Origin of the sequence: Halorubrum sp. SP9, from assembly GCF_005435015.1 — an archaeon.
GTDB lineage: Archaea > Halobacteriota > Halobacteria > Halobacteriales > Haloferacaceae > Halorubrum > Halorubrum sodomense.
The window spans coordinates 1-26,047 of sequence record NZ_SGXU01000035.1 but is presented as its reverse complement, the minus strand read 5'-3'; the positions used below and the strand labels follow the sequence as shown (position 1 = coordinate 26,047).

General features: G+C 71.0%; 29 protein-coding genes. 18 read left to right on the top strand and 11 right to left on the bottom strand.

Annotated elements, in window-relative coordinates; translation table 11 throughout:
* The 4 genes from EXE45_RS14205 to EXE45_RS14190 all read right to left on the bottom strand — a co-directional run.
* Positions 1-1,764: cation-translocating P-type ATPase (locus tag EXE45_RS14205; RefSeq protein WP_137694713.1), on the bottom strand; the 1,764-nt coding region annotated here is incomplete at its 3' end.
* 1 nt (position 1,765) lies between these two features.
* Positions 1,766-2,599: a sulfite exporter TauE/SafE family protein gene (locus tag EXE45_RS14200; RefSeq protein ID WP_092921054.1), complete on the bottom strand. Its 834-nt coding sequence runs from the start codon at positions 2,597-2,599 to the stop codon at positions 1,766-1,768.
* Between the two features lie 114 nt (positions 2,600-2,713).
* On the bottom strand, positions 2,714-3,139 hold the full coding sequence (locus EXE45_RS14195) for a plastocyanin/azurin family copper-binding protein (RefSeq protein WP_092921053.1): 426 nt from the start codon (positions 3,137-3,139) through the stop codon (positions 2,714-2,716).
* A gap of 122 nt (positions 3,140-3,261) precedes the next feature.
* Positions 3,262-4,038 (bottom strand): helix-turn-helix domain-containing protein, encoded by a 777-nt coding sequence (locus tag EXE45_RS14190; RefSeq protein WP_092921052.1) that lies wholly within the window; start codon positions 4,036-4,038, stop codon positions 3,262-3,264.
* 134 nt (positions 4,039-4,172) lie between these two features.
* On the opposite strand from EXE45_RS14190, the gene EXE45_RS14185 reads away from it, so the two are divergent.
* The 5 genes from EXE45_RS14185 (at position 4,173) to EXE45_RS14165 (ending at position 9,354) form a co-directional block, all read left to right on the top strand.
* A complete protein-coding gene (locus EXE45_RS14185) occupies positions 4,173-5,705 on the top strand; it encodes an NAD(P)/FAD-dependent oxidoreductase (protein WP_137694712.1) in 1,533 nt (510 codons plus the stop codon).
* Positions 5,706-5,907: 202 nt separating this feature from the next.
* Entirely contained in the window at positions 5,908-6,708 is an 801-nt protein-coding gene (locus EXE45_RS14180; RefSeq protein ID WP_092921360.1) for a bacteriorhodopsin, read from the top strand.
* Between the two features lie 158 nt (positions 6,709-6,866).
* The gene (gene pth2, locus EXE45_RS14175) at positions 6,867-7,205 is read left to right on the top strand and encodes a peptidyl-tRNA hydrolase Pth2 (protein ID WP_092921050.1); all 339 of its coding nucleotides are present in this window, start codon (positions 6,867-6,869) and stop codon (positions 7,203-7,205) included.
* Positions 7,206-8,678: a tRNA pseudouridine(13) synthase TruD gene (gene truD, locus EXE45_RS14170; RefSeq protein ID WP_137694711.1), complete on the top strand. Its 1,473-nt coding sequence runs from the start codon at positions 7,206-7,208 to the stop codon at positions 8,676-8,678. It begins immediately after the preceding gene.
* 121 nt (positions 8,679-8,799) lie between these two features.
* A complete protein-coding gene (locus tag EXE45_RS14165; protein WP_137694710.1) occupies positions 8,800-9,354 on the top strand; it encodes a GMP synthase subunit A in 555 nt (184 codons plus the stop codon).
* 78 nt (positions 9,355-9,432) lie between these two features.
* On the opposite strand, the gene EXE45_RS14160 is transcribed toward EXE45_RS14165, so the two are convergent.
* From EXE45_RS14160 to EXE45_RS14140, 5 genes are all read right to left on the bottom strand, one after another.
* Positions 9,433-9,699 carry a DUF3194 domain-containing protein gene (locus EXE45_RS14160; RefSeq protein ID WP_092921047.1) on the bottom strand — a complete coding sequence of 89 codons (267 nt, stop codon included), beginning with the start codon at positions 9,697-9,699 and terminating at the stop codon, positions 9,433-9,435.
* Positions 9,700-9,703: 4 nt separating this feature from the next.
* On the bottom strand, positions 9,704-10,093 hold the full coding sequence (locus tag EXE45_RS14155; RefSeq protein WP_092921358.1) for a prefoldin subunit beta: 390 nt from the start codon (positions 10,091-10,093) through the stop codon (positions 9,704-9,706).
* 119 nt (positions 10,094-10,212) lie between these two features.
* A complete protein-coding gene (locus EXE45_RS14150) occupies positions 10,213-10,470 on the bottom strand; it encodes a KEOPS complex subunit Pcc1 (RefSeq protein ID WP_092921046.1) in 258 nt (85 codons plus the stop codon).
* A 27-nt stretch (positions 10,471-10,497) separates the two neighbouring features.
* The gene (locus EXE45_RS14145; RefSeq protein WP_092921045.1) at positions 10,498-10,632 is read right to left on the bottom strand and encodes a DNA-directed RNA polymerase subunit P; all 135 of its coding nucleotides are present in this window, start codon (positions 10,630-10,632) and stop codon (positions 10,498-10,500) included.
* A 4-nt stretch (positions 10,633-10,636) separates the two neighbouring features.
* Positions 10,637-10,903, bottom strand: a complete 267-nt coding sequence (locus tag EXE45_RS14140) for a 50S ribosomal protein L37 (RefSeq protein WP_048078289.1) — start codon at positions 10,901-10,903, stop codon at positions 10,637-10,639.
* Between the two features lie 550 nt (positions 10,904-11,453).
* Here EXE45_RS14140 and EXE45_RS14135 point away from each other — a divergent pair.
* From EXE45_RS14135 to metG, 8 genes are all read left to right on the top strand, one after another.
* Positions 11,454-12,389, top strand: a complete 936-nt coding sequence (locus tag EXE45_RS14135) for a thiazole biosynthesis protein (RefSeq protein WP_092921044.1) — start codon at positions 11,454-11,456, stop codon at positions 12,387-12,389.
* A gap of 552 nt (positions 12,390-12,941) precedes the next feature.
* Entirely contained in the window at positions 12,942-14,699 is a 1,758-nt protein-coding gene (gene pyk, locus EXE45_RS14130; RefSeq protein ID WP_137694709.1) for a pyruvate kinase, read from the top strand.
* Positions 14,700-14,775: 76 nt separating this feature from the next.
* Entirely contained in the window at positions 14,776-14,982 is a 207-nt protein-coding gene (locus EXE45_RS14125; protein ID WP_241989493.1) for a hypothetical protein, read from the top strand.
* Between the two features lie 108 nt (positions 14,983-15,090).
* Positions 15,091-15,693 carry an NfeD family protein gene (locus tag EXE45_RS14120; protein WP_092921041.1) on the top strand — a complete coding sequence of 201 codons (603 nt, stop codon included), beginning with the start codon at positions 15,091-15,093 and terminating at the stop codon, positions 15,691-15,693.
* Between the two features lie 81 nt (positions 15,694-15,774).
* On the top strand, positions 15,775-16,518 hold the full coding sequence (locus tag EXE45_RS14115; protein ID WP_092921040.1) for a YIP1 family protein: 744 nt from the start codon (positions 15,775-15,777) through the stop codon (positions 16,516-16,518).
* A 125-nt stretch (positions 16,519-16,643) separates the two neighbouring features.
* Positions 16,644-17,285, top strand: a complete 642-nt coding sequence (gene dcd / locus EXE45_RS14110; protein ID WP_092921039.1) for a dCTP deaminase — start codon at positions 16,644-16,646, stop codon at positions 17,283-17,285.
* Positions 17,282-18,196 (top strand): thiamine-phosphate synthase family protein, encoded by a 915-nt coding sequence (locus EXE45_RS14105; RefSeq protein WP_092921038.1) that lies wholly within the window; start codon positions 17,282-17,284, stop codon positions 18,194-18,196. The genes dcd and EXE45_RS14105 overlap by 4 nt, the downstream gene beginning before the upstream one ends.
* A 326-nt stretch (positions 18,197-18,522) precedes the next feature.
* Positions 18,523-20,661, top strand: coding sequence for a methionine--tRNA ligase (gene metG, locus EXE45_RS14100; protein WP_137694708.1), 2,139 nt, complete (start codon positions 18,523-18,525; stop codon positions 20,659-20,661).
* A 27-nt stretch (positions 20,662-20,688) separates the two neighbouring features.
* Here metG and EXE45_RS14095 read toward each other — a convergent pair whose 3' ends face one another.
* The gene (locus EXE45_RS14095) at positions 20,689-21,123 is read right to left on the bottom strand and encodes a VOC family protein (protein ID WP_137694707.1); all 435 of its coding nucleotides are present in this window, start codon (positions 21,121-21,123) and stop codon (positions 20,689-20,691) included.
* Between the two features lie 39 nt (positions 21,124-21,162).
* Positions 21,163-21,288, bottom strand: a complete 126-nt coding sequence (locus EXE45_RS21720) for a hypothetical protein (protein WP_255510256.1) — start codon at positions 21,286-21,288, stop codon at positions 21,163-21,165.
* 96 nt (positions 21,289-21,384) lie between these two features.
* On the opposite strand from EXE45_RS21720, the gene EXE45_RS14090 reads away from it, so the two are divergent.
* From EXE45_RS14090 to EXE45_RS14070, 5 genes are all read left to right on the top strand, one after another.
* Positions 21,385-22,062 carry a 2,5-diamino-6-(ribosylamino)-4(3H)-pyrimidinone 5'-phosphate reductase gene (locus tag EXE45_RS14090; protein WP_137694706.1) on the top strand — a complete coding sequence of 226 codons (678 nt, stop codon included), beginning with the start codon at positions 21,385-21,387 and terminating at the stop codon, positions 22,060-22,062.
* A 260-nt stretch (positions 22,063-22,322) separates the two neighbouring features.
* Complete coding sequence (locus EXE45_RS14085; RefSeq protein WP_092921034.1) at positions 22,323-23,246, top strand: coiled-coil protein; 924 nt, start codon at positions 22,323-22,325, stop codon at positions 23,244-23,246.
* Positions 23,247-23,407: 161 nt separating this feature from the next.
* Positions 23,408-24,343: a signal peptide peptidase SppA gene (gene sppA, locus EXE45_RS14080; RefSeq protein WP_092921033.1), complete on the top strand. Its 936-nt coding sequence runs from the start codon at positions 23,408-23,410 to the stop codon at positions 24,341-24,343.
* Between the two features lie 93 nt (positions 24,344-24,436).
* Positions 24,437-25,573 (top strand): DUF373 family protein, encoded by a 1,137-nt coding sequence (locus EXE45_RS14075; RefSeq protein ID WP_137694705.1) that lies wholly within the window; start codon positions 24,437-24,439, stop codon positions 25,571-25,573.
* Between the two features lie 69 nt (positions 25,574-25,642).
* Positions 25,643-26,047 (top strand): shikimate dehydrogenase (locus tag EXE45_RS14070; protein ID WP_369333761.1); only part of this gene is annotated, 405 nt, incomplete at its 3' end.

Sequence of the window (26,047 nt, the reverse complement as noted above, 5' to 3'; positions counted from 1 at the left end):
CGTCGCGCCGTCGTCGGCCGCGTCCGCCGCGGACCGCGCCGCGGCGATCGCCTGCCCCACCGGGTGCGCGGACCGCGATTCGAGGGCGGCCGCGAGCCGGAGCAGGTCGTCGTCGACCGCGCGGTCGATCAGCCGCATCTCGCCGGTCGTCAGGGTCCCCGTCTTGTCGAAGACGACGGTGTCCGCGTCGCGGATCCGCTCGAAGACGGTGTCGTCGAAGACGACGATGTTGCGTTCGAGGGCGTCGCGGATCCCCGCGGCGACCGCGAGCGGGGTCGCGAGCCCGAGCGCGCACGGACACGAGACGATCAGCACCGTCAGTCCGACGAGCATCGCGTCGGTGGGCGCGGAGCCGAGCGCGAGCGACGCGCCGGCGGCGACGACCGCGATGACGAGGACCGCCGGGACGAAGACGGTCGCGAGTCGGTCCGCGAGCTTCTGAACGCCGTGGTTCCCGCTCTGGAGGTCGTAGACGAGCTCCGCGACGCGGTCGAGGCTGGAGGTCGCGTCCGGGCCGACCGCGACCGTGAGCGAGCCGTCGGTGACGACGGAGCCGCCGACGACCGCGTCGCCGGCGACCTTCCGGACCGGGAGCGACTCGCCGGTGACGACCGACTCGTCGACCGCGGCGTCGCCGTCGACCGCCTCGCCGTCGACCGGGACCCGCTCGCCGGCGCGCACGAGGAGGCGGTCGCCCGGTTCGAGCGCCTCGACCGCGACCGATTCGGTCTCCCCGTCGGCGGTCAGCCGCCGCGCGTCGTCGACCTGGACCGCCGTGACCTCGGAGAGGAGCTCCGTCGCGCGGTCCTTCACCGAGTCCTCGTAGTGGTTCCCGACCGTGACGATGACGACGATCGCGACGGTCACGTCGTAGTATATGGAGGGCGACTCGACGAAGATCACCGCGAGCGTGCTGTAGAGGTAGGCGCTCACCGCCGCGATCGCGACGAGGAGGTCCATGTTCGGCGAGCGCGTCCGCGCGCTGACGTACGCGCCGCGAAGGATCGGCTTCCCGGTGAAAAAGAGGACGATGGTGGTGAGGACGGCGATGACGATGAAGAAGTACGTCCCCGAGGTCGAGGCCATCGCCGCGTTGAGGTACTCGAGGGTCCGTTCGTTGTAGAACGGGAACGCGAAGTACGTCGGGTAGATGAGGACGATGTACTGTAACATGACGGCCATCCCGACGAGGACGCCCGCCGCGAGCCGCGCCGTCGCCATGTTGTCCGCCTGTCGACGCGAGAAGGCGTCGTCGCGGGCGTAGGCGCTGTACCCCAGCCCGCTCACCGTCTCCGTGAGGTCGTCGACGGTGACGGCGTCGGGGTCGCGGTCGATCCGCACCGTGTCTGTGACGTAGCTCGCGCTCGCGCCGCTGACCCCGTCGGCGTCGGTCGCCACCGTCTCGATGAACGCCTCGCAGGTCGCACAGTGCATCCCGTCGACCTCGAGGAACGTCGCCTCGTGGCCGTCCGGAACGTCGCGGTCGCCGTCGGCGGAAGCGTCCGCTCCGGCGGCGTCGGCCGCGGCGTCCTCGCCCGCCTGCCGGCGCTCGCGGACCGCGTCCGCGTCGACGTCGACGTCGACGTCGCCGAGCGCGCCGTACACGTCGCGGCAGCCGGTACAGCAGAACCGATTACCGTCGTCGTCGGTGACGTCGACGCCGGCGGTCGAGAGCTCACAGAGGGTACAGACGGCGGGGTCGTCGCCGGGGTCTCCGGACGCGTCGCCGCCGCCGCCCGGAGACGCGTCGGTGCCTCCGCTCATCTCACATTCCCCCCATGCCGGCGTCGAGCGGGTTCCAGAACGGGAGCCGCGGGTGCGGCACGCGGATCCCGACGGACATCAGCCCGTGCGCGAACAGCACGTAGCCGAGCGCGACGAACGCGACGCCCAGCAGCCGGTGGATCCGGCGGCGGTGGACGGGCTCGACGCTCTCTATCAGCGTCCCGTAGGCGAAGACGGCGGGGATCGTGCCGAGTCCGAGCGCGCCGAGCGCGACGCCGCCCGCGACCGCGGAGCCGCTCGCGAACGCGTACAGGTACGCCGGGTAGAGGATCGGACAGGGGAGGAGGCCGTGGACCGCGCCGAGCGCGACGATGCCGGGCCCGTTCGCGAGGCGGTCGACGTGGCCGGTGAGCCACTCGGTGACGCGTTCGAGCCCGGGGAGATGGACTCCGCCTGTCGCGCCGCCGAGGAGGTACCGGGCACCGACGACGACGACGACCGCGCCAGCGAGGATCCCGACCCCCCCGCGGACGGTCGCCGCGGCGCCGGTCACGGTGGCCGTGGTGACGAGGACCGCGCCGCCGATCGCGCCCAGGAGGGTTCCGATGGTCGCGTAGCTCGCCGCGCGGCCGAGGTTGAACAGCGCGTGCTGGCGGACCTCGTAGGTGGTCAGGTGTCCCTCTCGGTCGGTCGCGGCGCTCGGTGCGCGCGCGGCCCCCGCTTCGCCGCCGTCGGTCCGGCCGGCGTCCGCGTCCATCCGGCTGGCGTAGACGGTGACGAGCGGGCCGCACATCCCGATACAGTGGGCGCCGCCGAGCAGTCCGATGGCGAGGAACAGCAGGACGTCAGTCCCGAGGAGCGACGGGAGGGCCATGCGGATCAGTCACCTCCCGTTCGGGGCCCGCGCGGGAATGGGTTTCGTCGGGCGACGACCGCGGAGCGGGGGGCGGTCCGTCGGGCGGACCCGTCGAATGGGCTCACGGGCGACTCACTCCTCCACGACGACGGTGCCGAACATCCCGGCCTTGCGATGGGGGATACAGACGTACTCGTAGGTGCCGGGGACGGTGAAGGTGTGGTCGAAGCGGTCGCCGTTCTCCAGTCTCCCGCCGAAGTCGGACCACCACGCCGACTCCGCGGACGCGTAGTCGTCGAAGCCGCCCGATGCGAAGAACTCTGCGGCGTCCGGGATCCCGCCCTCGGTCGCGGTGACGGTGTGCGCTCGCGCGCTGGTGTTCTCCCAGACGACGGTGTCACCGACAGAGACCGTGACCTCGCGCGGTCGGTACGCGGTGGCGACCATCCCCACGTCGTAATCCGGTTCGCCACCGACGCTCGCACACCCGGCGAGGCCGACGGTCGCGGCCGCGCTCCCGGCGGCGCCGGCCCGCCGAAGGAACCGTCTCCGATACATACCCCATCTGGGTGCCTGAGGGGTTTCAATACCGCGGTCGACCCCGCCGAGTGGGAACGGACCTCGCGCCGCGGTCCGAGCGCGATCGGACCTCCGGCGCGCCGGGGCGACCCCGACCGGTCTCACCCGCCGACGAGGTCCTCGAAGACGCGCCGCTGCGCCGCCGCGAGGTGCTCCGAGAAGGTGGTGCGAGCGATACCGATTGCGTCGGCCACCTCGGTCGCGCTCGCTCCGCGAGGGTGTTCGAAGTACCCGAGCCGCTGTGCGGTCCGGACCGCCTCGCGCTGCCGGTCCGTGAGCCGCCCCCGGTCGACGACGACCGGATCCGACCGGGTGTCGGCCCCGCCGGAGCTCGTGAGCCGTTCGAGCCGCACCGACGCGCCGGTCGACTCCAGCGCGTCGATCACGTCGCCGAGCGGATCGGCTGCGGGCAGCGACAGCGCGAGCCGGACCCGGTCGGGCGCCGTCCGGACGGTGACCGTCGAGACGGGGTAGCCGAGGGACTCGACGGCGGCGGACGGGAACTGTCCCGTCGGCTGATTCCGACAGCGGTACACGAGTTCGTCGCCGCCGTCGAAGACGAGTTCGGCGTCGACCGCGCGGTCGGCGCGGAACTGCGAGACGACCGCGTCGCCGACACGGACGCGGTCGACGTCCTCCGCGACCGCGCCCGGCGGCAGCGCCGCCGCCACCGGCGCGGGCGTCGGGTCGCGGACGACGACCTCGACTCGGACGCCGGCGTCGCCCGAGCGGTCGCCGCCACGGGGCCGCTCGGGGTCTCCGGCCGCGTCCGAATCGTTCCGCGCAGCGCCGGAACGAGCGACGCCGTCGGAGCCGGCCGAGCCGGAGCCGAGGCTATCGGTCGAACCTGAGTCAGACGACCGCGACCGCCGTCCCATGTGTCGATTGTGTGGTCGAAGCCGGAAAAAAAGGAAGCCGAACGAGTACGCGTCTCGGCGGCTCGGTGAACCCCCTGATAAAGGCCCGTCGAGAGTTGGCAACGACTCAGACCGTGCGAGCCCGTACCGAACCCATGAGCGACGAGACGCTCCGCGGGCGGTCGGTGGGGGTGGTGGGGGCCGGCGTCGGCGGGCTCTCGGCGGCCGCCTACCTCGCCGCCGCCGGCGCGGAGGTGACGGTGTACGAGCGCGCCGAGCGCGTCGGAGGGGTCGCCGGTCGGCTCGAACTCGACGGGTTCCGGTTCGACACCGGCCCGTCGTGGTACCTGCTGCCGGACCTCTTCGAGCGGTTCTTCGCGGATTTCGACCGGTCGCCCGCGGAGTTCTACGACCTGACGCGGCTCGACCCGCACTACCGCGTGTTCTGGAACGACGGCGACAGCGCCGACGTGCCGGCCGACCCGGACGCGGCCGCCGACCTGTTCGAGTCGTACGAGCCGGGCGCGGGGGCGGCGTTCCGCGAGTACCTCGCGGACGCCGAGCGGGCGTACGACGCCGGGATGGAGCGGTTCGTGCTCCCCGGGCGGTCGCGGTTCCGCGACTACCTCTCGCTCGACGTCCTCGCCGGGGGCCGGGAGCTCGACCTGCTCTCTAGTCTCGACGACCGAGTCCGATCGTACGTCGACCATCCGAAGCTCAGGCAGCTTTTGGAGTACACGCTCGTCTTCCTCGGCGGATCGCCGCACAACACGCCGGCGCTGTACCAGCTGATGAGCCACGTCGACTACGGGCTCGGCGTCTACTACCCGCTGGGCGGGATGTACGAGGTGGTCGCGGCGGTCGAGACCGTCGCCCGCGACGCCGGCGCCGACGTCCACACCGGCGTCGAGGTGACGGGCCTGGAGCCGATCGACGGCGGCGTCGCGGTCGAACTCGGCGGCGACCGCTACGTCCACGACCGGGTCGTCTGTAACGCGCCGCCCGCCCACGTCGAGCGCGAGCTCCTCCCCGACGGGACGGTTCCCCGACTCGACGGCTACTGGGACCGGCGGACGTACGGACCCGCCGCGCACCTGTTGTACCTCGGTGTCGAGGGAGGGCTGCCGGAGCTCGAACACCACACGCTCGCGCTCCCGACGGACTGGGACCCGCACTTCGACGCGATATTCGACGACCCCGCGTGGCCGACGGGCGAGACGGAGCCGGTCGTGTACGTGAACGTCCCGTCCCGGACCGACCCGTCGGTCGCCCCCGACGGCCACGAGGCGGTCGTGACGCTCGTGCCGCTCGCCCCGGGGCTCGACGACACGCCGGACCGGCGGGCGGCGCTGCGGGACCGGGTCCTCGACGCGGTGGCGTCGCGGACCGGCGTCGACCTCCGCGACCGGATCGTCGCCGAGGAGTCGGCGTGCGTCTCCGAGTTCGCGGCGCGGTTCGACCAGCCGGGCGGGAGCGCGCTCGGGCTCGCGCACACGATGCGACAGACGGGGCCGCTCCGACCCGGGCCGCGCGTCCGTGGGACCGACCGACTCTACTACGTCGGGGGGAGCAGTAACCCCGGAATCGGCGTGCCGATGTGCCTGCTCGGCGGCGAACACTGCGCGGCCGCGGTCGAGGCGGACGTCGCGAGCGGACCCCTCGATCGGCTTCCCCTGGTCGGACGCTGAGTCCAGGCTACGGAAAACGATCGTCCATTCCTGTTCGGAAGAACGAGACGATTTCGAATAATCTGAGCTGATACCGAAAATAGTCAGGAAAACCTTACCAGTCAGGTTGTTGTGTTTACTGAAGCCGACGCGTAGCGACGGGCGTCGCATGATGGAAACAGCAGCCGCTGACGCGCTCGCAAGCGGTACGGTCCCGCTCGAAATGACGCAGACGCAGATCTTCGAGGCCATCCAGGGCGACACGCTCCTGGCCTCGTCGCTCTGGATCAACATCGCGCTCGCGGGCCTCTCGATACTCCTCTTCGTCTATATGGGGCGAAACCTGGAGGACCCCCGGGCCCAGCTGATCTTCGTCGCGACGCTGATGGTCCCGCTGGTGTCCATCTCCAGCTACACCGGGCTCGTCTCCGGGCTCACGGTGAGCTTCCTCGAGATGCCGGCGGGCCACGCGCTGGCCGGTCAAGAGGTTCTCACCCCGTGGGGGCGGTACCTCACGTGGGCGCTGTCGACGCCGATGATCCTCGTCGCGCTCGGCCTGCTGGCCGGGTCGAACGCCACGAAGCTGTTCACCGCCGTGACCGCCGACATCGGGATGTGCGTCACGGGGCTCGCGGCCGCGCTCACCACGTCCTCGTACCTGCTGCGCTGGGTCTGGTACGTCATCAGCTGCGCGTTCTTCGTCGTCGTCCTCTACGTCCTGCTGGCCGAGTGGGCCGAGGACGCCGAGGTCGCCGGCACCGCCGAGATATTCAACACGCTGAAGCTGCTCACCGTGGTCCTGTGGCTGGGCTACCCGATCTTCTGGGCGCTCGGCGCCGAGGGGCTCGCCGTGCTCGACGTCGCGGTCACCTCGTGGGCGTACAGCGGGATGGACATCGTCGCCAAGTACCTCTTCGCGTTCCTCCTGCTGCGCTGGGTCGTCGACAACGAGCGGACGGTCGCGGGCATGGCCGCCGGGCTCGGCGCCGCCTCTCGCGGCGGTGCGGCGCCCGCCGACGACTGAGAGCGACCGTCGCTCGGTCGCGGTCGCTCTTCGCGGACCCGCGTTTCGCCCGAGGCGGTCCCGCCGCCCCGCCGACGCGCCGACCAGCCGATCCGCACACCCGCCGACGCGCCGGGCGAGAGCAAAGCGCTAAATCCGCGGCGGCGGTGAGTCGGGACATGAAACAGGCCATCGTCGCCCGGACGGACGTCGGCATGGGCGAGGGGAAGCTCGCCGCGCAGGTCGCGCACGCGTCGCTGTCGGCGTACCAGGACGCGGGCGAGCGAGCGCGGAAGAAGTGGCAGGGCGAGGGGCAAAAGAAGGTCGTGCTGAAGGGGAGCTCCGAGAGCCAGCTGTTCGAGCTGGCAGACAAGGCCGACACGGAGGGGCTCCCGTACGCGATCGTCCGCGACGCCGGCCACACCCAGCTGGAGCCGGGCACCGTCACCGCGCTCGCGGTCGGCCCGGCCCGCGACGAGAGTGTCGACCGCGTGACTGGCGACCTCTCGCTGTATTAGATGCCCCCCGAGTACACCCTCCGGGAGGCGCACCCGACGGAGCGAGCCGTCGGCATCGACTACTACGTCAGCGGCGCCGACGGGATCGGCGGGCGTCTGCGCGAGTCGCCCGAGGACTTCCGGGTCCGAGAGCTGGAGGCGTTCGACGCGGCGCCGCTGGACGCCGAGACCGGGAGCTACCCCGAACTGGTGGTCCGGGCGACGCTGCGCGACTGGGACACGAACGACTTCGCGCGTCGGCTCTCCGACGCGCTTCAGATCAGCCGCGAGCGCGTCTCGTGGGCGGGGACGAAGGACAAGCGCGCCGTCACCACCCAGCTGTTCACGGTCCGCGGCGTCGACGCCGACGACCTCCCCGAGATCCGCGGGGCCGAAATCGAGGCGCTGGGACGAGCGGGGCGCGGACTCGCCTTCGGTGACCTCGCCGGCAACGCCTTCGACATCCGGGTCGCGGACGCTGTCGACGAGGCCTCCGACCGCGTCGTCGACGCGGTCCGGGACCTGCGGGCGTTCGCGGGCGACGCGGGACCTCCGGAAGCCGACGCCGGCGAGTTCCCGATCGACGCGACCGTCGGCGTCCCGAACTACTTCGGCCAGCAGCGCTTCGGCAGCCGGCGCCCGGTCACCCACCTCGTGGGGCTCGCGATCGCCCGGCGCGACCCCCGCGAGGCGGTCCGGCTGTACGCGGGCAACCCCGCGGAGACGGAGCCGGACGACACCCGGGCCGCGCGCGACCGCGTCGACGCGGCGTTCGGGGTCGGTGGAGACTCCGACTCCGACGACGCCGACCGCGCCGCCGACGGCACGGGCGACGGCGACTGGGCCGCCTGTCTCGACGCGATCCCCGGCAAGCTCCGGTTCGAGCGCTCGATGGTCCACCGGCTCGCCGACCGCGACGTCGACCCCGACGTGCCGCCCGACGGCGACGACTGGTGGCACGCGCTGGAGGCCGTCCCCTCGAACCTCCAGCGACTGTTCGTCAACGCCGCCCAGTCGTCCCTCTTCAACCGGATCGCGAGCGAACGGCTGCGGCGCGGGCTCCCGTTCGACCGCCCCGTCGCCGGCGACGTGGTCTGTTTCGCGGACGGCGACGCCCCCGACGAGCTGTACGCGCCGGACGCCGACCGGCTCCAGCGGGTCGACGCCGACCGGGTCGACGTGGTCTCGCGGCACTGCGAGCGCGGGCGGGCGTTCGTCACCGCGCCGCTCGTCGGCACCGAGACGCGGCTCGGCGAGGGCGAACCCGGCGAGATAGAGCGTGCGGTCCTCTCCGAGGCCGGAATCGAACCGAGCGACTTCTCGCTCCCCGGCGAGTTCGACTCCAAGGGAACCCGGCGGGCGATCCTCCTCCGCACCGACCTCGAGGCGTCGTTCGCGGACGGGGACCCCCGGTTCGCGTTCGCGCTCCCGAGCGGCTCGTACGCGACCGTGCTGCTCCGGGAGTTCACGAAGCGCGGCCCGCTCGACCTGTGAGCGGCCTGTGCCCCGAATCGATCCGTGTTCGTGTATTATCAACGCCGATCGATAGCCGAAACCACCACGATACTGCGTCCAGTTCCGAGCCGCTTTTGTGCGAGAGCCGCCAATCGGGGCCATGACTCGGATCGTCGTCATCGACCTCCACGGGCAGTTCACGCACCTCGAGCGGCGGGCGCTCCGCGACCTCGGCGTCGACACCGAGATCGTCTCGGCGGACGCGCCGGCCGAGGAGCTCGACGCCGACGGGATCGTCCTCTCCGGCGGCCCGGACATGGATCGCGTCGGTAACGCCCCCGACTACCTCGAACTGGACGTTCCCGTTCTCGGGATCTGTCTAGGGATGCAGCTGATCGCGAGCGAACTCGACGGCGCGGTGGGGGCGGGCGACTACGGCGGCTACGCCGACGTGGACGTCGAGATCGTCGACGACGACGACCCGCTCGTCGGGTCGCTCGCGCCCGAGACGCGCGTCTGGGCCTCCCACGCCGACGAGGTGACGGCACTGCCCGACGGGTTCGCCCGCACCGCCACCTCCGACGTCTGCGGCATCGAGGCGATGTCCGACCCCGACGCGGACCTGTACGGCGTCCAGTGGCACCCGGAGGTGGCTCACACGGAGCGCGGCGAGGAGGTCTTCGAGAACTTCGTGGCGGTCTGCGAGTCGGCGTAAGGCGGGTCAAACACACGGAGAAAGAGAAGACCTGCCGGTCATCGGTGCGACAAGCGGGGCGTCGAAAGCGGCGACCGGCTACTCCTCGAACAGCTCGTCGACCGCCTCGCCGGCGGTCTCGACCGCCTCCTGTGCGACCGCCTCCCGGTCCGGATCGGCGTCCGCGGGCGCGTTGAGGTAGACGTCGACGTCGAGGACCCCCTCCTCGAACGTGACGGTGACGTCCAGATCCGTGACCGTCGACTGGTCGTAGTGTTTGAACACGATCCCCTCTGCCGCCTCGGCCGCGGTGCGAACGACCTCGTCGTCGCTCGGCTCCGAGGCGGCGTCGGACTCGTTGCTCACGGCCTTACGCGCCGCCGGCGCCGGGGCCGCCCGGTCCCATCGGACCGCCGCCGCCGCCCGCACCGCCCTGGAGCATCTGCTGGAGCTCGCTCTGAAGCTCGTCGAACTGCTCCTCGACGCGCTCCTCCTGCTTCTCGAGCTGCTCGACGCGGACCTCGAGCGAGTCGACCTTGTCTTCGAGGTCGTCGTAGGCGGACTCGTAGTCCGTCTCGACGAGGACCTCGCCGATCTCGCGGTACATCCCCGCGTCCTCGTCGACGTCTTCGAGGGCGTCGAGGGCGGTCTTCGACTCGTTGAGCGCGGACTGCGCCTGCTCTTTCTGCTCGGAGACCTGCTGTGCGGTCTCCTGAAGCTCCTGCAGTTCCTCGATCTTCTCCTGTGCCTCGGGCGGCATGTTCCCTTGCATGGGCGGACCGAGGCGGCCCGGACAGAAAAACCCCCGACTTCTCCGACGAGGGGCATATGGGCTCGCAGCGGCCCGAAGAGTCGCGGTATCGGCGTATTCGGTGAATCTCAATCGGGTCCCGCGCCGACGCCCTCGGCGACCGCGACCAGCCGCGACCAGCTGTTGACGCCGGCGCGCAGCGCCACGAGGTCGTCGGCGAGCACGCGGACGCGGACCGCGTCGTCCTCGCGGTCGACGGTCGCGGTCGAACGGGCGTCGTCGATATCACCGACTTCGGGGGCGAGCGCGTCGGCCACGACGCGAGCGCGCCGCTCGGAGGGGTAGGTGAAAGAGAGGACCGTCTCGTGTGCGCGCGTCGCCGTCACGGTCCGGGGTGAGAGGGGGAGACGGCGTTACTCGACGTCGACTTCCTGAATACCGCCGCCGCGCTCCTTCAGGAGGACGCGGTGGCCGCAGTACGGGCAGCGCACGCCGCCGTACTCGTCGAGGGTGACGTCGCGCTTACAGCGGGAGCACTTGTAGCTCATCGTCCTATTCCTCGTCGGCGAGCGCGGCGCGGATGGAGCGGCGGACGGTGCGGCCGCCGGGCGTCTCGGGGCGGTACGCGCCGCCCGTGAACGTCTCGCCGGTCTCCTCGTTGACCCAGATGCCGGTGCCTTTGCGCGTGACGTCGTCGCCGTCGACGGTCGCGTTGCGCATCTCCGCTTCGATGTCCTGGACCCGCTTGCGAGCGACCCGGCCGTAGCGAGCGCCGAATCGGCCCGCGCTGCCGGTGCTTCGAGCCTTGTCCTCAGCCATAGTAGGCACTTCTATCGCCAGCGTAGGTAAAAAGGCTGCGAGTTGGGGGCGGACAAGACGGTCAGCAGCTAGGGCGGAAGACGACCGGACGCGGCGGCGGCGCGTGCCTGCGAGCGGCCGCCCTCGGCGGCCGCGAGACAGCACGCGCGAGGGAGCGGTGAGCGAGGGGCGACCGGAGGGAGGCCCGAGCGAACCGCGAGGCTGGGGAGGCGTGAGGCTGCGGTGCTGTGCGGAGCGGGGCGGGACGCAGAGGGGCAGACGAAAGGGCGACGGCGCGCGACGCAAGCACCGCAGGAGCGAGTGAAACGAGCGACGAGGAGCGCAGCGAGCGCACCGAGCCCTCGCGGCTGGGGCTTTGGTGGTGTTCCCTACGAGAGCATTCCCGTATCGCCGAGCGGCTGAGGCTCTGATGATATATTCCGTTGGCCGGCGGCGGCTACGTGTAATCGAGCAGCCGAGTCGCTGGCGGCGTTGACACGGCAGGATACGAAAGGGTCGACCGAGTATCGACCGCAACGTATTTCACAACCAAGTAATACTACCAAGTTGTATGAAAGACTTCGACGGCTTCGCGGACGTGAGCGAGACGGACGTAACGAGGGCCATCGGGAACGAGTGGACGGACGGGTTCCTCGACTTCACCGACTCCGAGGTCATCGTCCTCGGGGGCGGCCCCTCCGGCCTGATGGCCGCGAAGGAGCTGGCCGAGCGCGGCGTGAAGGTGATGATCGTCGAGAAGAACAACTACCTCGGCGGCGGCTTCTGGCTCGGCGGGTTCCTGATGAACACGGTGACGGTCAGAGACCCTGCCCAGGAGATCCTCGACGACCTCGACGTGGAGTACGAACCGGTCGAAGACGTCGACGGCCTCTACACCGCGGCGGGGCCGGAGGCCTGCTCCGGGCTGATCAAGGCGGCCTGCGACGCCGGCGCGCGCGTTCAGAACATGACAGAGTTCACCGACCTCGTCGTCCGCGAGGACCACGAGGTCGGCGGCATCGTCATGAACTGGACGCCGGTCCACGCGCTCCCCCGCGAGATCACCTGCGTCGACCCCATCGCGGTCGAGTCAGACCTCGTGATCGACGCGACCGGCCACGACGCCGTCGCGATCAGCAAGCTCGACGAGCGCGGCGTCCTCTCGGCGCCCGGCATCGAGCACGCGAAGGAGCACAACACCGGGATGGACCAGACGGGCGACGGCGAGTACGGCGCCCCCGGCCACGACTCGCCCGGCCACGACTCGATGTGGGTCGGCGAGAGCGAGGACGCCGTCGTCGAGCACACCGGCGTCGTCCACGACGGCCTGATCGCCTCCGGGATGGCGGTCGCGACCGCCCACGGCCTCCCGCGGATGGGGCCGACGTTCGGCGCGATGCTCGTCTCCGGCAAGCGCGCCGCGCAGGCCGCCCTCGACGAGCTGGGGGTCGACGCGCCCGAGGTCGAGCTGTCGGTCGGCGGCGCGCCCGCGCCCGCCGACGACTGAAAACCCACCGCTGACGCTCCGGTTGCGGACTCCCCCCGTACTCGGCCGTTCTTTTATAAGTGGCTGCTGGCGAAGCGACGGCGAACCCCTCCACATACCTAACTGCTCGTTTATAAACGGCTGCCGACGAATCGACGGCGAACCCCTCCAAAGCCCCAGCCGCGAGGACGCCGCACACTCGCTGCGCTCCTCACTCGGTCACTCACTTCGTTCGCTCCCTCGTTGCGGTGCTTACGTCGTCTGCGACGTCCTCGCGACTGCCCCTTTGAGTCCCGCCCCGCCCCGCACAGCGCCGCAGCCTCACGCCTCCCCAGCCTCGCGGCTCACGCTTCGCGGCTGCGCCGCTCGCGTTCGCCGCGTCCCTCGCGCGTGCTGTCTCGCGGCCTCCGCTTCGCTCCGGCCGCTCGCAGGCACGCGCCGACCGCGTGTTGATTTATAAACGGACGCCGCGCTCCGGAGCCTGAACCCGCGACACGACCGTTCTTCACGAACGTTTACTCGGGAGCGACGCAACCGGGTGCCTTTTTCCGGCGCTACGTCGAACCCGCCGGTATGCGAAACGCCAAGATCGTCTGTACGATCGGTCCCGCCTCGGACGACCGGGACACGATCCGCGGCCTCGCCGACGCGGGGATGTCCGTCGTCCGGCTCAACGCCAGCCACGGGACCACCGACCACCGGGAGACGGTTATCGAGCGCGCCCGCGCCGTCGACGAGGAGATCGACGACCCGCTCGCGGTGATGGTCGACCTGAAGGGCCCGGAGGTCCGGACCGCCGAGATCGACGAGCCGATCTCGCTCGCGACCGACTCCGAGGTTACCTTCCTCGAAGGCGACGACGCGACGCCGGAACGCGTCGGCCTCACCCACTCGATCGCGGCCGCCGGCCCGGGCGACACGGTCCTCCTCGCGGACGGCCGGATCGAGTGCCGCGTCGAGCGCGTCGACGGCGAGTCCGTCGTCGCGACCGTCGTCTCCGGCGGCAAGCTCGGGTCCCGGAAGGGGGTGAACCTCCCCGGCGTCGCCATCGACGTCGACCTGATCACGCCGGAAGACGAGGCCGAACTCGACCTCGCGGCCCGGACCGACGCTGACTTCGTCGCGGCCTCGTTCGTCCGGAACGCAGACGACGTCTACCGGATCGCCGACGAGCTGGAGGCGCGCGGCGGGGAGGACATCCCGATCGTCGCGAAGATCGAACGCGCCGGCGCGGTCGAGAACCTGACGGGGATCGTCGACGCCGCCGACGGCGTGATGGTCGCCCGCGGCGACCTCGGCGTCGAGTGCCCGCTGGAGGACGTACCGGTGATCCAGAAGCGGATCATCCGGACCTGCGTCAACGAGGGCGTCCCCGTCATCACCGCGACGGAGATGCTCGACTCGATGGTCTCCTCGCGGCGGCCGACCCGCGCGGAGGCCTCGGACGTGGCGAACGCCGTCCTCGACGGCACCGACGCCGTGATGCTCTCCGGCGAGACCGCGGTCGGCGAGGACCCCGTTAACGTCGTCGAGACGATGGACCGTATCGTCCGGCAGATCGAGTCGAGCGACGAGTACGCGGAGACGCGCGAGCAGCGCGTCCCGACCGCGGACGAGGGGTCGCGGACCGAGGCGCTGGCGCGGTCGGCGCGCTACCTCGCGCGCGACATCGGCGCCTCGACGGTGGTCGCGGTCTCCGAGTCGGGATTCACCGCGCGAAAGACGGCCATGTTCCGGCCGGGCGTCCCGGTCGTCGCGACGACGCCGAACGACCGCGTCCGCCGCCAGCTCGCGCTCTCGTGGGGTGTCCGTCCCGTGTTGACGGAGTACGCCCACGACATGGAGGCGATCCTCGACAACGCGGTCGACGCCGCGCTCGACACCGGCGGCGCCGAGTCGGGCGACACCCTCGTCGTCCTCTCGGGCATGCTCACGGAGTTCGAGGGGACGAACACGACGAACACCCTGAAGGTCCACGTCGCCGCCGAGACGCTCGTGACCGGGAAGTCGGTCGTCGCCGGCCGCGTCGCCGGCCCGGTCCATCGGACCGAGGACGGCGACCTCGACGCGCTGCCCGAGGGGAGCGTCGTCGCGATCGGCGCCGACTTCGACGGGGAGTTCTCCGGCGACCTCGACCGGGTCGCCGGCATCGTCGACGCCCGCGAGGGGATGACCGGCTACCCCGCCGTCGTCGCCCGCGAACTCGGCGTCCCGATGGTCTCCAGCGCCCGCCTGCCCGAGGTGGTCGCGGACGGGACCACGGTGACCATCGACGGCGAACGAGGCGTCGTCTACGACGGCGACGTGATCAGCGCCGCCCGAGAGCGGTAGGCCGCGCCGGATCGAGACCGTGCCGGATCGAGACCGCGCCCGCCAGTCATTTATCGCGGAGCCGCGTAACGCGTCCATGAGCGACGAATCCGGCGACGAGACCCCGGACGACGAGACCAAGTGGCGGTTCTCGGTCGACGACGTGGGTCCTGACGGCATCACGGAGGACACCGGCACGCCGGAGAGCGACCCGATAGAACCGGGCGACGTCGACCTCGAACACGCCGTCTTCGTCGTCCTCGGGGTCGCGGCCACGGTCGGCGTGTTGGTCCTCGGTCTCTGAGCGCGCGGCGCCGATCCGTCGGGGCCGCCCTCCGGGGAGCGCCGGCGACGCGAACGGCGTCGCGACCCGCGCACCACAACTTATCAGGCCGCGGCCGTAGGACCGGACATGGACGCGCTCGCACAGTCCGGGCTCCTCTCGCCGGACACCCTCCCGCTGCTCCTTCTGACGGCCGGGCTGTTGCTCTCGATGGCCGAGGCGCTCGCGCCCGGGGCGAACTTCATCGTCGTCGGTATCGCGCTCATCGGCGCGGGCCTCGGCGGGCTCGTGTTGAGCTCGCTCGGCGTCGCCGGCGCCCTCCTCACGCTGTTCATGGCGCTTCTGACCCTCGCCTTCGGCGCCGCCGCCTTCTACGGCTACCACGAGTTCGACCTCTACGGCGGGAAGGGGCAGCGACAGACCAGCGACAGCGACTCGCTGAAGGGGAAGACGGGAACGGTCACGGAGCGAGTGACCCCCACCGGCGGCGAGGTGAAGCTCGCTGGCGGCGGGTTCAACCCCCACTACTCCGCCCGCTCGATGGAAGGCGAGATCGACGAGGGCGAGGAGGTGATCGTCGTCGACCCCGGCGGCGGGAACGTCGTCACCGTCGAGTCGATGGGGTACGTCGAGGACGACATCGACCGCGAACTCGCGGCCGACCGGGCGCGGAAGGCCGCGGACGCCGAGAAGAACGAGGCCGATCCGGAGACGGAACTCGAACGGGAGTGACGCGGCTCGGTCGGAAGGCCGATCCGCGGCCCCGAACCGCGAGCGGAAAGGCACTTGTCCGTCGGCGGACAGCACCCGACGATGCCCTCCCCGTTCGCCGTCCTCGCGAGTCCGATCGGTAGCGTCCTCGACCGCGTTCGCGACGGGTTCGACTCCCCTCGCGCCGGGACCGTCGCGGTCGCGATGTTAGTCGTGGTCACGATCGGCACCAGCCTCGGAATCGTCGCGCTCGGCGGAGTGTTCGACGCGACCGTCGACCAGCGGATCACCGTCGACAACCCGGACCGCCCCCCGGAGTCGACCTGCGAGACGTTCGGCGACGAGCCCGGATCTATGTTCGCCGAGGAGTGCGGCGAGCCGGCGCGGATCGAGGTCGACGCGGGGACGGAGCTCCGCGACGCCGCGACGGGACTCATCCACTACGGGCTGCTCGGGGTGCCGCTCTGGTGGGCGCTGTTCGCGGTCGCGCTCCACGTCGGGGCGCGCGTCGCGGGCGGCTCCGGCTCCGTCGGCGACTCCTTCGTGATCGCCGGCTGGGCGATCGGCGCCGAACTGCTCCGGCTCGTCGCCGGGCTCGCCGGGATCTGGTACGCGCTCTCGAACGCGGCGATATCCGGGTCGACCGGCGAGGCGGTGGCGAGCGACGTCGTCGCCGCGATCACGGGCGCGACCGGGCCGCTGCTCGTCGCGTCCGCGGTCGCGATCGCGGTCCAGTGGGTGATCGTCGTCGGCGGGCTGGAGGCCGAGTACGACCTCGGCCGCGGGGCCGCGGCGGGGGTGGCGACGTTCTTCGCCGTTCCGAGCCTGCTCCTCGCGGCGGTCTGAACGCCCGCCGAGCCTCCCGCCAGACTGGCCGCGACCGGAGGCGCCGAGCGCCTCGCCGACGCCGCCCGGGCGCTCGCGACCGCGGATTCGGGAGTTTTTAAGCCGCCGGCGCTCCCCCTCTCGGTATGATCCTGTCCGACGCCGACATCCTCGACCGGCTCGCGGAGGGGGACCTCGCGATCGAGCCGCTCGACGACGTCGACCAGCAGGTCCAGCCCGCGAGCGTGGACCTCCGGCTCGGCGAGCGGTTCCTGGAGTTCCAGCGCACCAACATCCCCTGTATCCACCCGACCGACGCGGGCGAGGTGAGCGAGTACGTCACCGAGACGACCGTCGACGAGGGGGACGAGTTCATCCTCCACCCCGGCGACTTCGTCCTCGGGACGACCGCCGAGCGCGTCGCGATCCCCGACGACCTCGTCGCGCACGTCGAGGGGCGCTCCTCGCTCGGCCGGCTCGCGATCGTGGTCCATGCAACAGCCGGTCTGTGTGACCCCGGCTACGAGGGCCAGATCACGCTCGAACTCTCGAACCTCGGCACCGCTCCCGTCGCACTCTCGCCCGGCATGCGCGTCTCGCAGCTCACCTTCACGGAGCTGAAGCGGCCCGCCGAGCGCCCCTACGGCGCCGAACGCGGCTCGAAGTACCAGGGGCAGGACGGGCCGCAGGCGTCGCGGATCGGCGACGACCCCGAGTTCGACGACGAGGGGGACGACGGAGGCGAGGGCGGCGGAGGGGCGACGCGTTCGGGAGGTGACGGCGGATGAGGTTCATCGAGGAGGTCGTCGTCGACGAGTTCCTGCCCACCGTCCGCTCGATGCTCGCGGAGGACCTCCGCGACCGCGGGTTCACGCAGTCGGAGGTGGCCGACGCGCTCGGCATCTCGCAGTCCGCGGTCTCGAAGTACGCAGCCGGCGACGTGGCCAGACACGAGGACATCGTCGCGGACGAGCGCGTGCGCGACCTCGTCAAGCGCGTGGGCGAGGGGCTCGCGAACGGCGACCTGACGCCCGTGGCCGCGCTCGTCGAGATCGAGGTGCTGATCCGCCAGCTGGAGGAGGGGGACCTGCTCGCGGACCTCCACGAGGCGGCGATGCCCGCGCTCGCTGACGCCGACGTGGAGTTCTCGGTCCACGACCCCGACAGCGGCCTCCGCGAGCGCGAGCGCGTCCTCACGTCGGTCCGGCGCGGGCTCCGCACCCTGACGAACGCCTCCGGCTTCGCCGGCCTCATCCCGAACGTCGGCGCGAACGTCGCGGAGTGTACCGCCGACGCCGCGACCGTCGACGACGTCGCCGCGGTCCCCGGCCGGCTCGTCGACGTCAAGGGGCGGGCGATGGTGCCGGGCGAACCGGAGTTCGGCGTGAGCGAACACGTCGCCACGGTGCTGCTCGCGGCCCGCGAGGCGGGCGCGGACGTTCGCGGCGCCGTGAACCTCCGATACGACCCGGAGACCGTCGAGGCGCTCGCCGCCGACCGCCCGACCGTCGAGTTCGACGCAGAGCGACCGACCCGCAAGGCGGTCGCCGCCGCGGTCGCGGCCGCCGACCTCCCGGCGGGCGAGGGGACCGAGACGCTCGTGGTCTACCAGACCGGCGCGGTCGGCGTCGAGCCGATAATCTACGTCCTCGCGCAGACGGCCGCGGAGGCGGCGCGGATCGTCCGCGGCCTGCTGTGAGCCGACGCGGGCCGCCCGCGACCCGCTGTGAGCCGCCCTCGGGCGACGCTTTTTAGACCGAACCGCGCGAAGCGGAAGACGTGACGGACATCCGGCGGCCCGGGATGCGGACGCGCTCCTCTTAGCGGCGGGCGGACCCGTCGCGGCGGCGACGACCGGTAGCGCGGTCGACGCCGGCGCGGCGGCGAATTCCGTCGTCTTCCGCAGCGCCTGGGCCGTCGACCCCTCGCGGACCGCGCAAAAACCCTCGCGGCCTGCGCGATCCTCGTCGGCCCCGAACCAGCGGCCTTTAGACCCGATCGACCGATACACGACATACACACCACATGAGCCACGACGACTTCCCCACCGATCGTCCCGCGGTGGTGACCTGTGGACTGCCGTACGCGAACGGCGACCTCCACATCGGTCACCTCCGCACCTACGTCGGCGGCGACGTGTACAGCCGCGCGCTCGAACGACTCGGCCAGGAGACCGCGTTCGTCTCCGGCTCCGACATGCACGGGACGCCCGTCGCGGTCAACGCCGAACAGGAGGGCGTCTCTCCCGAGGCGTTCGCGCTCGACTGGCACGAGCGCTACGCCGAGACGTTCCCGAAGTTCAACGTCGAGTTCGACAACTACGGCCACACTCACGACGAGACGAACACCGAGATCACCCGAGAACTCGTCCGCGACCTCGACGAGGCGGGCCACCTCTACGAGAAGGAGATCATGGTCGCGTACGACCCCGTCGACGACCAGTACCTCCCCGACCGCTACGTCGAGGGGACCTGCCCGTACTGCGGGGCGCACGCCCGCGGCGACGAGTGCGACGAGGGGTGCCAGCGCCACCTCGAACCCGGCGAAGTGGAGGACCCCGAGTCGACGATCACCGGCAACCCCGCGGAGTACCGCGAGCGCACCCATAAGTTCTTCGCGGTCTCCGAGTTCGCCGACTACCTCTCCGGCTTCCTCGACCGCCTCGAAGGCACCTCGAACGCCCGCAACCAGCCCCGCGAGTGGATCGAACAGGGGCTCCAGGACTGGTGTATCACCCGCGACATGGACTGGGGCGTCGACTACCCCGGAGAGAACCCGGAGGATTTGGTCCTCTACGTCTGGGTCGACGCGCCGATCGAGTACATCTCCTCGACGAAGCAGTACTCCGAGCGCGTCGGCGCCGACGCGTTCGACTGGGAGGCCGCCTGGAAGGAGGGCGTCAGCGACGAGCACCCGGAGGGCGGCGAGATCGTCCACGTGATCGGCCGCGACATCATCCAACACCACACGATCTTCTGGCCCGCGATGCTGGAGGCGACCGACCACGCGGAGCCGCGCGCGGTGATGGCGAGCGGGTTCGTCACCCTCGACGGCAAGGGGTTTTCCACGAGCCGCGACCGCGCGGTCTGGGCCGACGAGTACCTCGACGAGGGGTTCCACCCGGACCCGCTGCGCTACTACCTCGCGACCAACGGCGGGTTCCAGCAGGACGTGGACTTCTCGTGGGAGAAGTTCGCCGAGCGCGTCAACACCGAGCTGGTGGGCACCGTCGGTAACTTCCTCTACCGCTCCCTCCTCTTCGCCCGCCGGAACTACGAGGACGGCCCCGACGCCGACGCCCCGAGCGACGAGGTCGCGGCGCGGATCGACGAGGCGGTCGACGAGTTCGCGGCCGCGGTCAACGACTACTCGGTCCGCGCGCTCGGCGACGCGGTCACCGACCTCGCGCGCTACGGTAACGAGTACATCCAGCGCAACGAGCCCTGGAAGCTCGTCGACGAGGAGCCCGAAGAGGCGGAGCGGGTCATCGACGACTGCGTCGCGCTCGCGAAGGCGATCGCCGTCCTCTTCGAGCCGCTGGCCCCCGAGAAGAGCGAGCGGCTCTGGGACCAGCTCGGCGAGCCCGGATCCGTCCACGACGCGACGGTCGAGGCGGCCCGCGAGGGCCCCGCCGGCGACCTGCGCGAACCGACCGAGCTGTTCGAACAGGTCGAAGACGAGCGCGTCGACGCGTTGAACGAGAAGCTCGAAGCGCGCGTCGCGGAGTCGGAGAGCGACGACGCGGTCGAGGACGGAGACGAATCGGACGACGAGGAGGAGAACGAAACCGACGGCACCGACGACGCCGCCGACGCCGACATGACCGACATCGAACCCATCAGCGACGACCGCATCGGCTTCGACGACTTCCAAGACCTCGACGTCCGCGTCGGACGGATCGAGGACGCGGAGGGGATCGAGGGCGCGGACGACCTCCTGCGGCTCACCGTCGACCTCGGCGCGGAGACCCGGACGATCGTCGCGGGGCTCAAACAGCTCCACGACGTCGACGACCTGCCGGACACGAAGGTGATCGTGCTCGCGAACATGGAGAAGGCGGAGCTGTTCGGCGTCGAGTCCAACGGGATGGTGCTGGCGGCCGGCGAGGAGGCCGACCTCCTCACCACCCACGAGGACGCCGCGCCGGGGACGAAGGTGAAGTAAGCCGGAACGCGGGCGACGGCCGTCCGTTCAGGCGTCCAGCACTTCGATCAGGTTCCCCTCCGGGTCCCTGACGAAGAGGACGGTCGTCCCGCTCTCGGTCGTCCGCGGCGGGCTCAACGTCGCCACGTCGTCCGAGAGTTCCTCGTAGAAGGCCTCGACATCGTCGACCGACAGACCGAGATGGGTCGCTCCGGGCCGGTTCAGCTCGGGGTCGCCGGTCGCGGCGTCGCCGCTCGACCCCGCCGCCGGGTCGTACGCGACGAGTTCGACGATCGCGTCGCCCGCGTCGAGGTGGGCGAACTCGGCCGCGGCGCCCTCGACGGCGACCGCCTCGGCGAAGGCGTCGCCGCCGACGGAGAACTCTGCGACGACGTCGAGGTCGAACGTCTCGGCGTAGAACTCGACGGCGCGGTCGAGGTCGGAGACGGTGACCCCGACGTGGTGTGCGGTTGGATCTGTCACAGACGGCCGCTCGGTCGGCCCGGGCTAAACGGTGACGGGTCAGAGCCCGAACAGGCGGGCGGCGAGCCCGGCGAGCACGACCAGCGCGCCGAGGATGAACGTGCCCGGGATCGGGAGGACGAAGATGACCGCGCCGACGAGGATGATGATCGTCGATGTTCTCATAGGGACCGGTTCGGTCCTCCGCCGGATATGCGTTGGGACGGGACCGACCGGTGCCCCGACCGAAACGACCATTCCGCGTCCGGTCGACGCTCGCGTATGCACGTGGTCGTCAACGCGGCCCAGAGCGTGGACGGGAAGCTCGCCACCCGCAGCCGGGAACAGCTCCGGATCTCCGGGCCCGAGGACTTCGACCGGGTCGACCGCGTCAGGGCGGCCGCCGACGCGGTACTCGTCGGGGTCGGGACCGTCCTCGCGGACGACCCGCATCTCACGCTCGACGAGGAGGACCGCCGCGTCGAACGCCTTCGGAACGGACGACCCGGCGACCCCGCCCGCGTCGTGGTGGACTCCACGGGCCGGACGCCGACCGACGCCCGGATCCTCGACGACGCGGCGACGACGTACCTGCTCGTCTCGGCCGCGACGGACCGGGATCGACGGACGGCACTCGCCGACGCGGGCGCCGAGGTGATCGTCGCCGGCGAGGAACGCGTCGACGTGGCGGCGGGGCTCGACGCCCTGGCCGACCGCGGCGTCGACCGCCTGATGGTCGAGGGGGGCGGCGAGGTGATCTTCTCGTGTTTCGAGGCCGGCGTCGTCGACGAGCTCCACGCCTACGTCGGCTCGCTCGTGGTCGGCGGCCGCGACGCGCCCACGCTGGCGGACGGCGCGGGCTTCACCGAGGGGTTCCCCGACCTGACGCTGACCGACACGGAGCGGCTCGACGACGGGATCGTCCTCTCGTACGCGGTCGACGAGGGAAGCGGATCGTGACGACGGACGGCGAGCGAGGCGGATCGTGATGACGACCGTGTGAACGGTAACCACGGAAATCGCCGGGTACACGCTCCATGCCACCGGTGTACACGAAAACCACCGAAGTATTTATGTATCGCCCGGGGGTAGTTGCTGGTACCAGAACGCCTCTGGCGCTGGTGGAATCGCACGCTGAAATGAACGGAAGTTCTTACAGACGGCCCGACGCACGACAGCGAGCGCCCGCTATCGCCGGAGCGGTGATGGAGAGATAACAAATGGTAACGAAAGAAGAAGTCATCGAGCAGTACGACGTGGAACCGATGGACGAGGCGGACAACGTGGACCTTTCTGAAGACGACCTCGACAACGGGTCGAAGGGGCAGCTCATCAAACGCGCCGGGCAGCTGCGAGACCGGCGCAACGAGCTGAACCAGATGGCCTCCGAGCGCGCCTCCAAGCGCGACGACCTCAACGCGAAGACGCGCGAGAAGGTCGACGAGGCCCAGGAACACCGCGAGAAGCGCGACGAGCTCAACGAGCAGGTTCAAGAGCACAAGGACAAGCGCAACGAGCTCAACGCCGAGGCCAACGAGCTGTTCGACGAGGTCGAGGAGCTCAAACAGGACCTCGAACTCGGCTCCGGCAAGTCCATCGAGGAGCTCGAAGAGGAGATCGAGGACCTCGAGTTCCGCCAGCAGACGGAGGTGCTCGACGCGGAGGACGAGCGCGAGCTCATCGAGAAGATCGACGACAAACGCGAGAAGCTCGCCGAGAAGAAGGACAAGGTCGACGACACGAGCGAGCTCGACGAGCTCGTCGAGGAGGCCGAGGAGGTCCGCTCCGAGGCGTCCCAGCACCACCAGAAGGTGACGGAGCTCGCCGACAAGGCCCAGGAGCACCACAACCAGATGATCGAGGCCTACCGCGAGGCCGACGACATCCGCGACGAGGCCGACGAGATGCACGAGCTGTTCGTCGAGGCCCAGGAGGCGGCCGACCGCCACCACGAGGACTTCGTCCGCGTCCAGAAGCGCCTGCGCGAGCTCGACAAGAAAGAGGAGGAAGAGCGGAAAGACGAGCGCGCCGAGAAGCGCGAAGAGGAGAAGGAAGAGGCCGAGGAGATCTACCAGAAGTTCAAGGAGGGCGAGACGCTCGACACCGAGGACCTGATGAAGCTCCAGAAGACCGGCCTTCTCTAACCCGGTCGACCCTCGGTTCCGACGCGGTTTCTGCGGCTTTTCTCGACCGCCAGTGTCGCTGCCGTCGATCACCGGATGCCGACCGCAGCTGTCGGTCCGGCCCGGTCGCGGTCGGCGTCGCCGTCCACGACTTATAAACCCGTGCGACGCCAACCGTCGGTATGGACGACGCGCCGGCGAACGGACGGAAGGGGTTGCTCGCGGCCGCCGCGGTGGGCGCGGCGACGACGGTCGCGGGCCGCGCGCTCCTCGCGCGGCTCACCGGCGGCCGGTTCGGTGACGCCGACGAGTACAACACCGCGAAGGTGACCGTTTCGGGACCGATCCGGCGGAGCCAGGGGCGCCCGTCGCCGCTGTCGGGCCCGGGCGGCGCGACCGCCGACGACGTGGTCGAGCAGATCGAGGCGGCCGACGAGGACGAGGACGTCGAGGCGCTGCTGGTCGAGCTCAACACCCCCGGCGGCGAGGTCGTCCCGAGCGACGACATCCGGCGGGCCGCCGCCGACTTCGACGGGCCGACGGTGGCGTACGCGACGGACACCTGCGCGTCCGGCGGCTACTGGATCGCGAGCGGCTGCGACGAGCTGTGGGCGCGCGACGCGAGCCTCGTCGGCTCCATCGGCGTCGTCGGCTCCCGGCCGAACGCGAAGGGGCTCGCGGACAAGCTCGGGATCACCTACGAGCAGTTTACCGCCGGCGAGTACAAGGACGCCGGCGTCCCGCTGAAGGAGATCGAGGAGGACGAACGCGAGTACCTCCAGGGGATCATCGACGGCTACTACGAGCAGTTCGTCGAGACCGTGAGCGAGGGGCGCGACATGGACCCCGACGAGATCCGGGACACCGAAGCCCGGGTGTACCTCGGTGACGACGCCGCGGAGATGGGGCTCGTCGACGAACTGGGCACCGAGGACGATGTCGAGGACCGGCTCGCAGACCTGCTCGGCGCCGAGCCCGAGGTCCGCGAGTTCACCCCGGATCGCGGGCTCGCGGAGCGGCTCGGCATCGGCGCCGAACGGGTGGCGTTCGCCGCCGGGAGCGGCGTCGCGGGCGCCTTCACCGACGACGGCGGCGACATCGACGTGGAGTTCCGGTAGCGAGCGGGGGGACCGGCGCGAGCCGACGGGAACCGAGACCCGCACGGCGGTCCACGGGGAGGATTTTTGTCCGGTCGCGGCGTGCGTCGACACGTGACGACGCTGGTCATCTGCGTCGACCGCTCGGGGGCGATCGGTCGCGCCACCAACGTCCCGATGCCGGTCGCCGGCTGGGAGGCCGTCCGATCGCTGGTCACCGACGCCGGGCTGGACGACCCCGAGGACGCCAGCGTGAACTGCTTACTGGAGTCGCTGCGCGTCGCGCGCGACCTCAGGGACGAGCGCGAGGAGTCGGTGGTGGCGGTCGTCTCCGCCGAGAGCGACAGCGCGGTGGGCGCCGACCGCTCGATCGCGGCCCAGCTCGACGACCTCGTGGACCGGTACGAGCCGCGCGCCGCGATCGTCGTCGTCGACTCGGCCGAGGACGAGCGCGTCCTCCCGATCGTCGAATCGCGGGTCCCCGTCGACTCCGTCGACCGCGTCGTCGTCCGGCAGGCCCGCGACATCGAGTCCACCTACTACCTGCTCAAGCAGTTCCTCGCCGACGAGCAGCTGCGGTCGACGGTCCTCGTGCCGTTCGGCGTCGCGCTGCTCTTAGTGCCGGCGCTGTTCTACTGGTTCTCCGCCGGCGAGGCGGTCGCGGGCGTCGCCGGCCTGCTCGGCGCCGCGCTGCTGTACAAGGGGCTCGCTATCGACCGCCTCGTGGCGGGGATGCCCGAACGCGTCCGCGAGGCGCTGTACGCCGGGCAGGTGTCGGTCGTGACGTACGTGGTCGCCGGGGGACTCGCCCTCGTCGGCGGATTCTTCGGCGTTCTCGCGGCCTCGGACCTGAACCCCGGGTCGCCCCGCCTCGTCGAGGTCGTGGAGTTCGCCTACGCCGCGGTCCCGTGGTTCGCGGTCGCCGGCGTGACCGCGGCCGTGGGGCGGTTACTCGACGAGCTGATCCGCGACGAGGGGATCCGGACGCCGTACCTCAACCTCCCGTTCGTCATCGCCGCGGTCGCACTCGTCGTCCGCGGGTTCGCCGGCTACTTCCTCGCGCAGGAGGCGGTCCGCGGTCCGCTGTCCCTCTACGGGATGACGATGACGCCGGTCCAGCAGCTCGCGGCGTTCATCGCCGGCGGCATCGTCGTGTCGCTCGTCGGCGTGAAGGTCGCGAGCGACGTCGGTACCGAGACCCTCGAAGACGTCATCGACGCCGAGCGGGACGCCGAGGGACGGCGGGAGTGAGACCGGGCGGAACCGACGAGGGGAACCGCGACCGACCGCCTTTTGTCGGTCGCGGCCGCGTGAGCTGGCATGGACGTGTACGGACTGATCGGGAACCCGGTCGGCCACTCGCTGTCGCCGCCGATGCACGAGGCGGGGTACGAGGCGCTCGGGCTCGACGCGCGGTACGTGACCTTCGAGCCGGACGCCGACGCGGCCGCCGCGGCCGTCGGAGGCGCCGCCGACCTCGGCGTCGCGGGACTCAACGTCACGGTCCCGTTCAAGCGGGACGCCCTGAGCGCGGTCGACGCCGCCCCGCTCGCCGAGCGCATCGGCGCGGTCAACACGGTGGACTACGCCCCGGTCCGGGCGGGCGAGGCCGACCGCCCGCGCGGCCACAACACCGACGCCGCGGGGGTGACGCGGGCGCTCGCGCACCACGACGTGTCCGTCGACGGTCGCGACGCGCTCGTGGTGGGGGCGGGCGGCGCGGGG

Excerpts from the sequence above, each read along its gene's own strand:
- EXE45_RS14200 (WP_092921054.1), bottom strand. The coding sequence starts at position 2,599 with ATGGCCCTCCCGTCGCTCCTCGGGACTGACGTCCTGCTGTTCCTCGCC.
- EXE45_RS14195 (WP_092921053.1), bottom strand. The coding sequence starts at position 3,139 with ATGTATCGGAGACGGTTCCTTCGGCGGGCCGGCGCCGCCGGGAGCGCG.
- EXE45_RS14190 (WP_092921052.1), bottom strand. The coding sequence starts at position 4,038 with ATGGGACGGCGGTCGCGGTCGTCTGACTCAGGTTCGACCGATAGCCTC.
- EXE45_RS14185 (WP_137694712.1), top strand. The coding sequence starts at position 4,173 with ATGAGCGACGAGACGCTCCGCGGGCGGTCGGTGGGGGTGGTGGGGGCC.
- EXE45_RS14180 (WP_092921360.1), top strand. The coding sequence starts at position 5,908 with ATGACGCAGACGCAGATCTTCGAGGCCATCCAGGGCGACACGCTCCTG.
- pth2 (WP_092921050.1), top strand. The coding sequence starts at position 6,867 with ATGAAACAGGCCATCGTCGCCCGGACGGACGTCGGCATGGGCGAGGGG.
- truD (WP_137694711.1), top strand. The coding sequence starts at position 7,206 with ATGCCCCCCGAGTACACCCTCCGGGAGGCGCACCCGACGGAGCGAGCC.
- EXE45_RS14165 (WP_137694710.1), top strand. The coding sequence starts at position 8,800 with ATGACTCGGATCGTCGTCATCGACCTCCACGGGCAGTTCACGCACCTC.
- EXE45_RS14155 (WP_092921358.1), bottom strand. The coding sequence starts at position 10,093 with ATGCCGCCCGAGGCACAGGAGAAGATCGAGGAACTGCAGGAGCTTCAG.
- EXE45_RS14145 (WP_092921045.1), bottom strand. The coding sequence starts at position 10,632 with ATGAGCTACAAGTGCTCCCGCTGTAAGCGCGACGTCACCCTCGACGAG.
- EXE45_RS14140 (WP_048078289.1), bottom strand. The coding sequence starts at position 10,903 with ATGGCTGAGGACAAGGCTCGAAGCACCGGCAGCGCGGGCCGATTCGGC.
- EXE45_RS14135 (WP_092921044.1), top strand. The coding sequence starts at position 11,454 with ATGAAAGACTTCGACGGCTTCGCGGACGTGAGCGAGACGGACGTAACG.
- pyk (WP_137694709.1), top strand. The coding sequence starts at position 12,942 with ATGCGAAACGCCAAGATCGTCTGTACGATCGGTCCCGCCTCGGACGAC.
- EXE45_RS14125 (WP_241989493.1), top strand. The coding sequence starts at position 14,776 with ATGAGCGACGAATCCGGCGACGAGACCCCGGACGACGAGACCAAGTGG.
- EXE45_RS14120 (WP_092921041.1), top strand. The coding sequence starts at position 15,091 with ATGGACGCGCTCGCACAGTCCGGGCTCCTCTCGCCGGACACCCTCCCG.
- EXE45_RS14115 (WP_092921040.1), top strand. The coding sequence starts at position 15,775 with ATGCCCTCCCCGTTCGCCGTCCTCGCGAGTCCGATCGGTAGCGTCCTC.
- dcd (WP_092921039.1), top strand. The coding sequence starts at position 16,644 with ATGATCCTGTCCGACGCCGACATCCTCGACCGGCTCGCGGAGGGGGAC.
- EXE45_RS14105 (WP_092921038.1), top strand. The coding sequence starts at position 17,282 with ATGAGGTTCATCGAGGAGGTCGTCGTCGACGAGTTCCTGCCCACCGTC.
- metG (WP_137694708.1), top strand. The coding sequence starts at position 18,523 with ATGAGCCACGACGACTTCCCCACCGATCGTCCCGCGGTGGTGACCTGT.
- EXE45_RS21720 (WP_255510256.1), bottom strand. The coding sequence starts at position 21,288 with ATGAGAACATCGACGATCATCATCCTCGTCGGCGCGGTCATCTTCGTC.
- EXE45_RS14090 (WP_137694706.1), top strand. The coding sequence starts at position 21,385 with ATGCACGTGGTCGTCAACGCGGCCCAGAGCGTGGACGGGAAGCTCGCC.
- EXE45_RS14085 (WP_092921034.1), top strand. The coding sequence starts at position 22,323 with ATGGTAACGAAAGAAGAAGTCATCGAGCAGTACGACGTGGAACCGATG.
- sppA (WP_092921033.1), top strand. The coding sequence starts at position 23,408 with ATGGACGACGCGCCGGCGAACGGACGGAAGGGGTTGCTCGCGGCCGCC.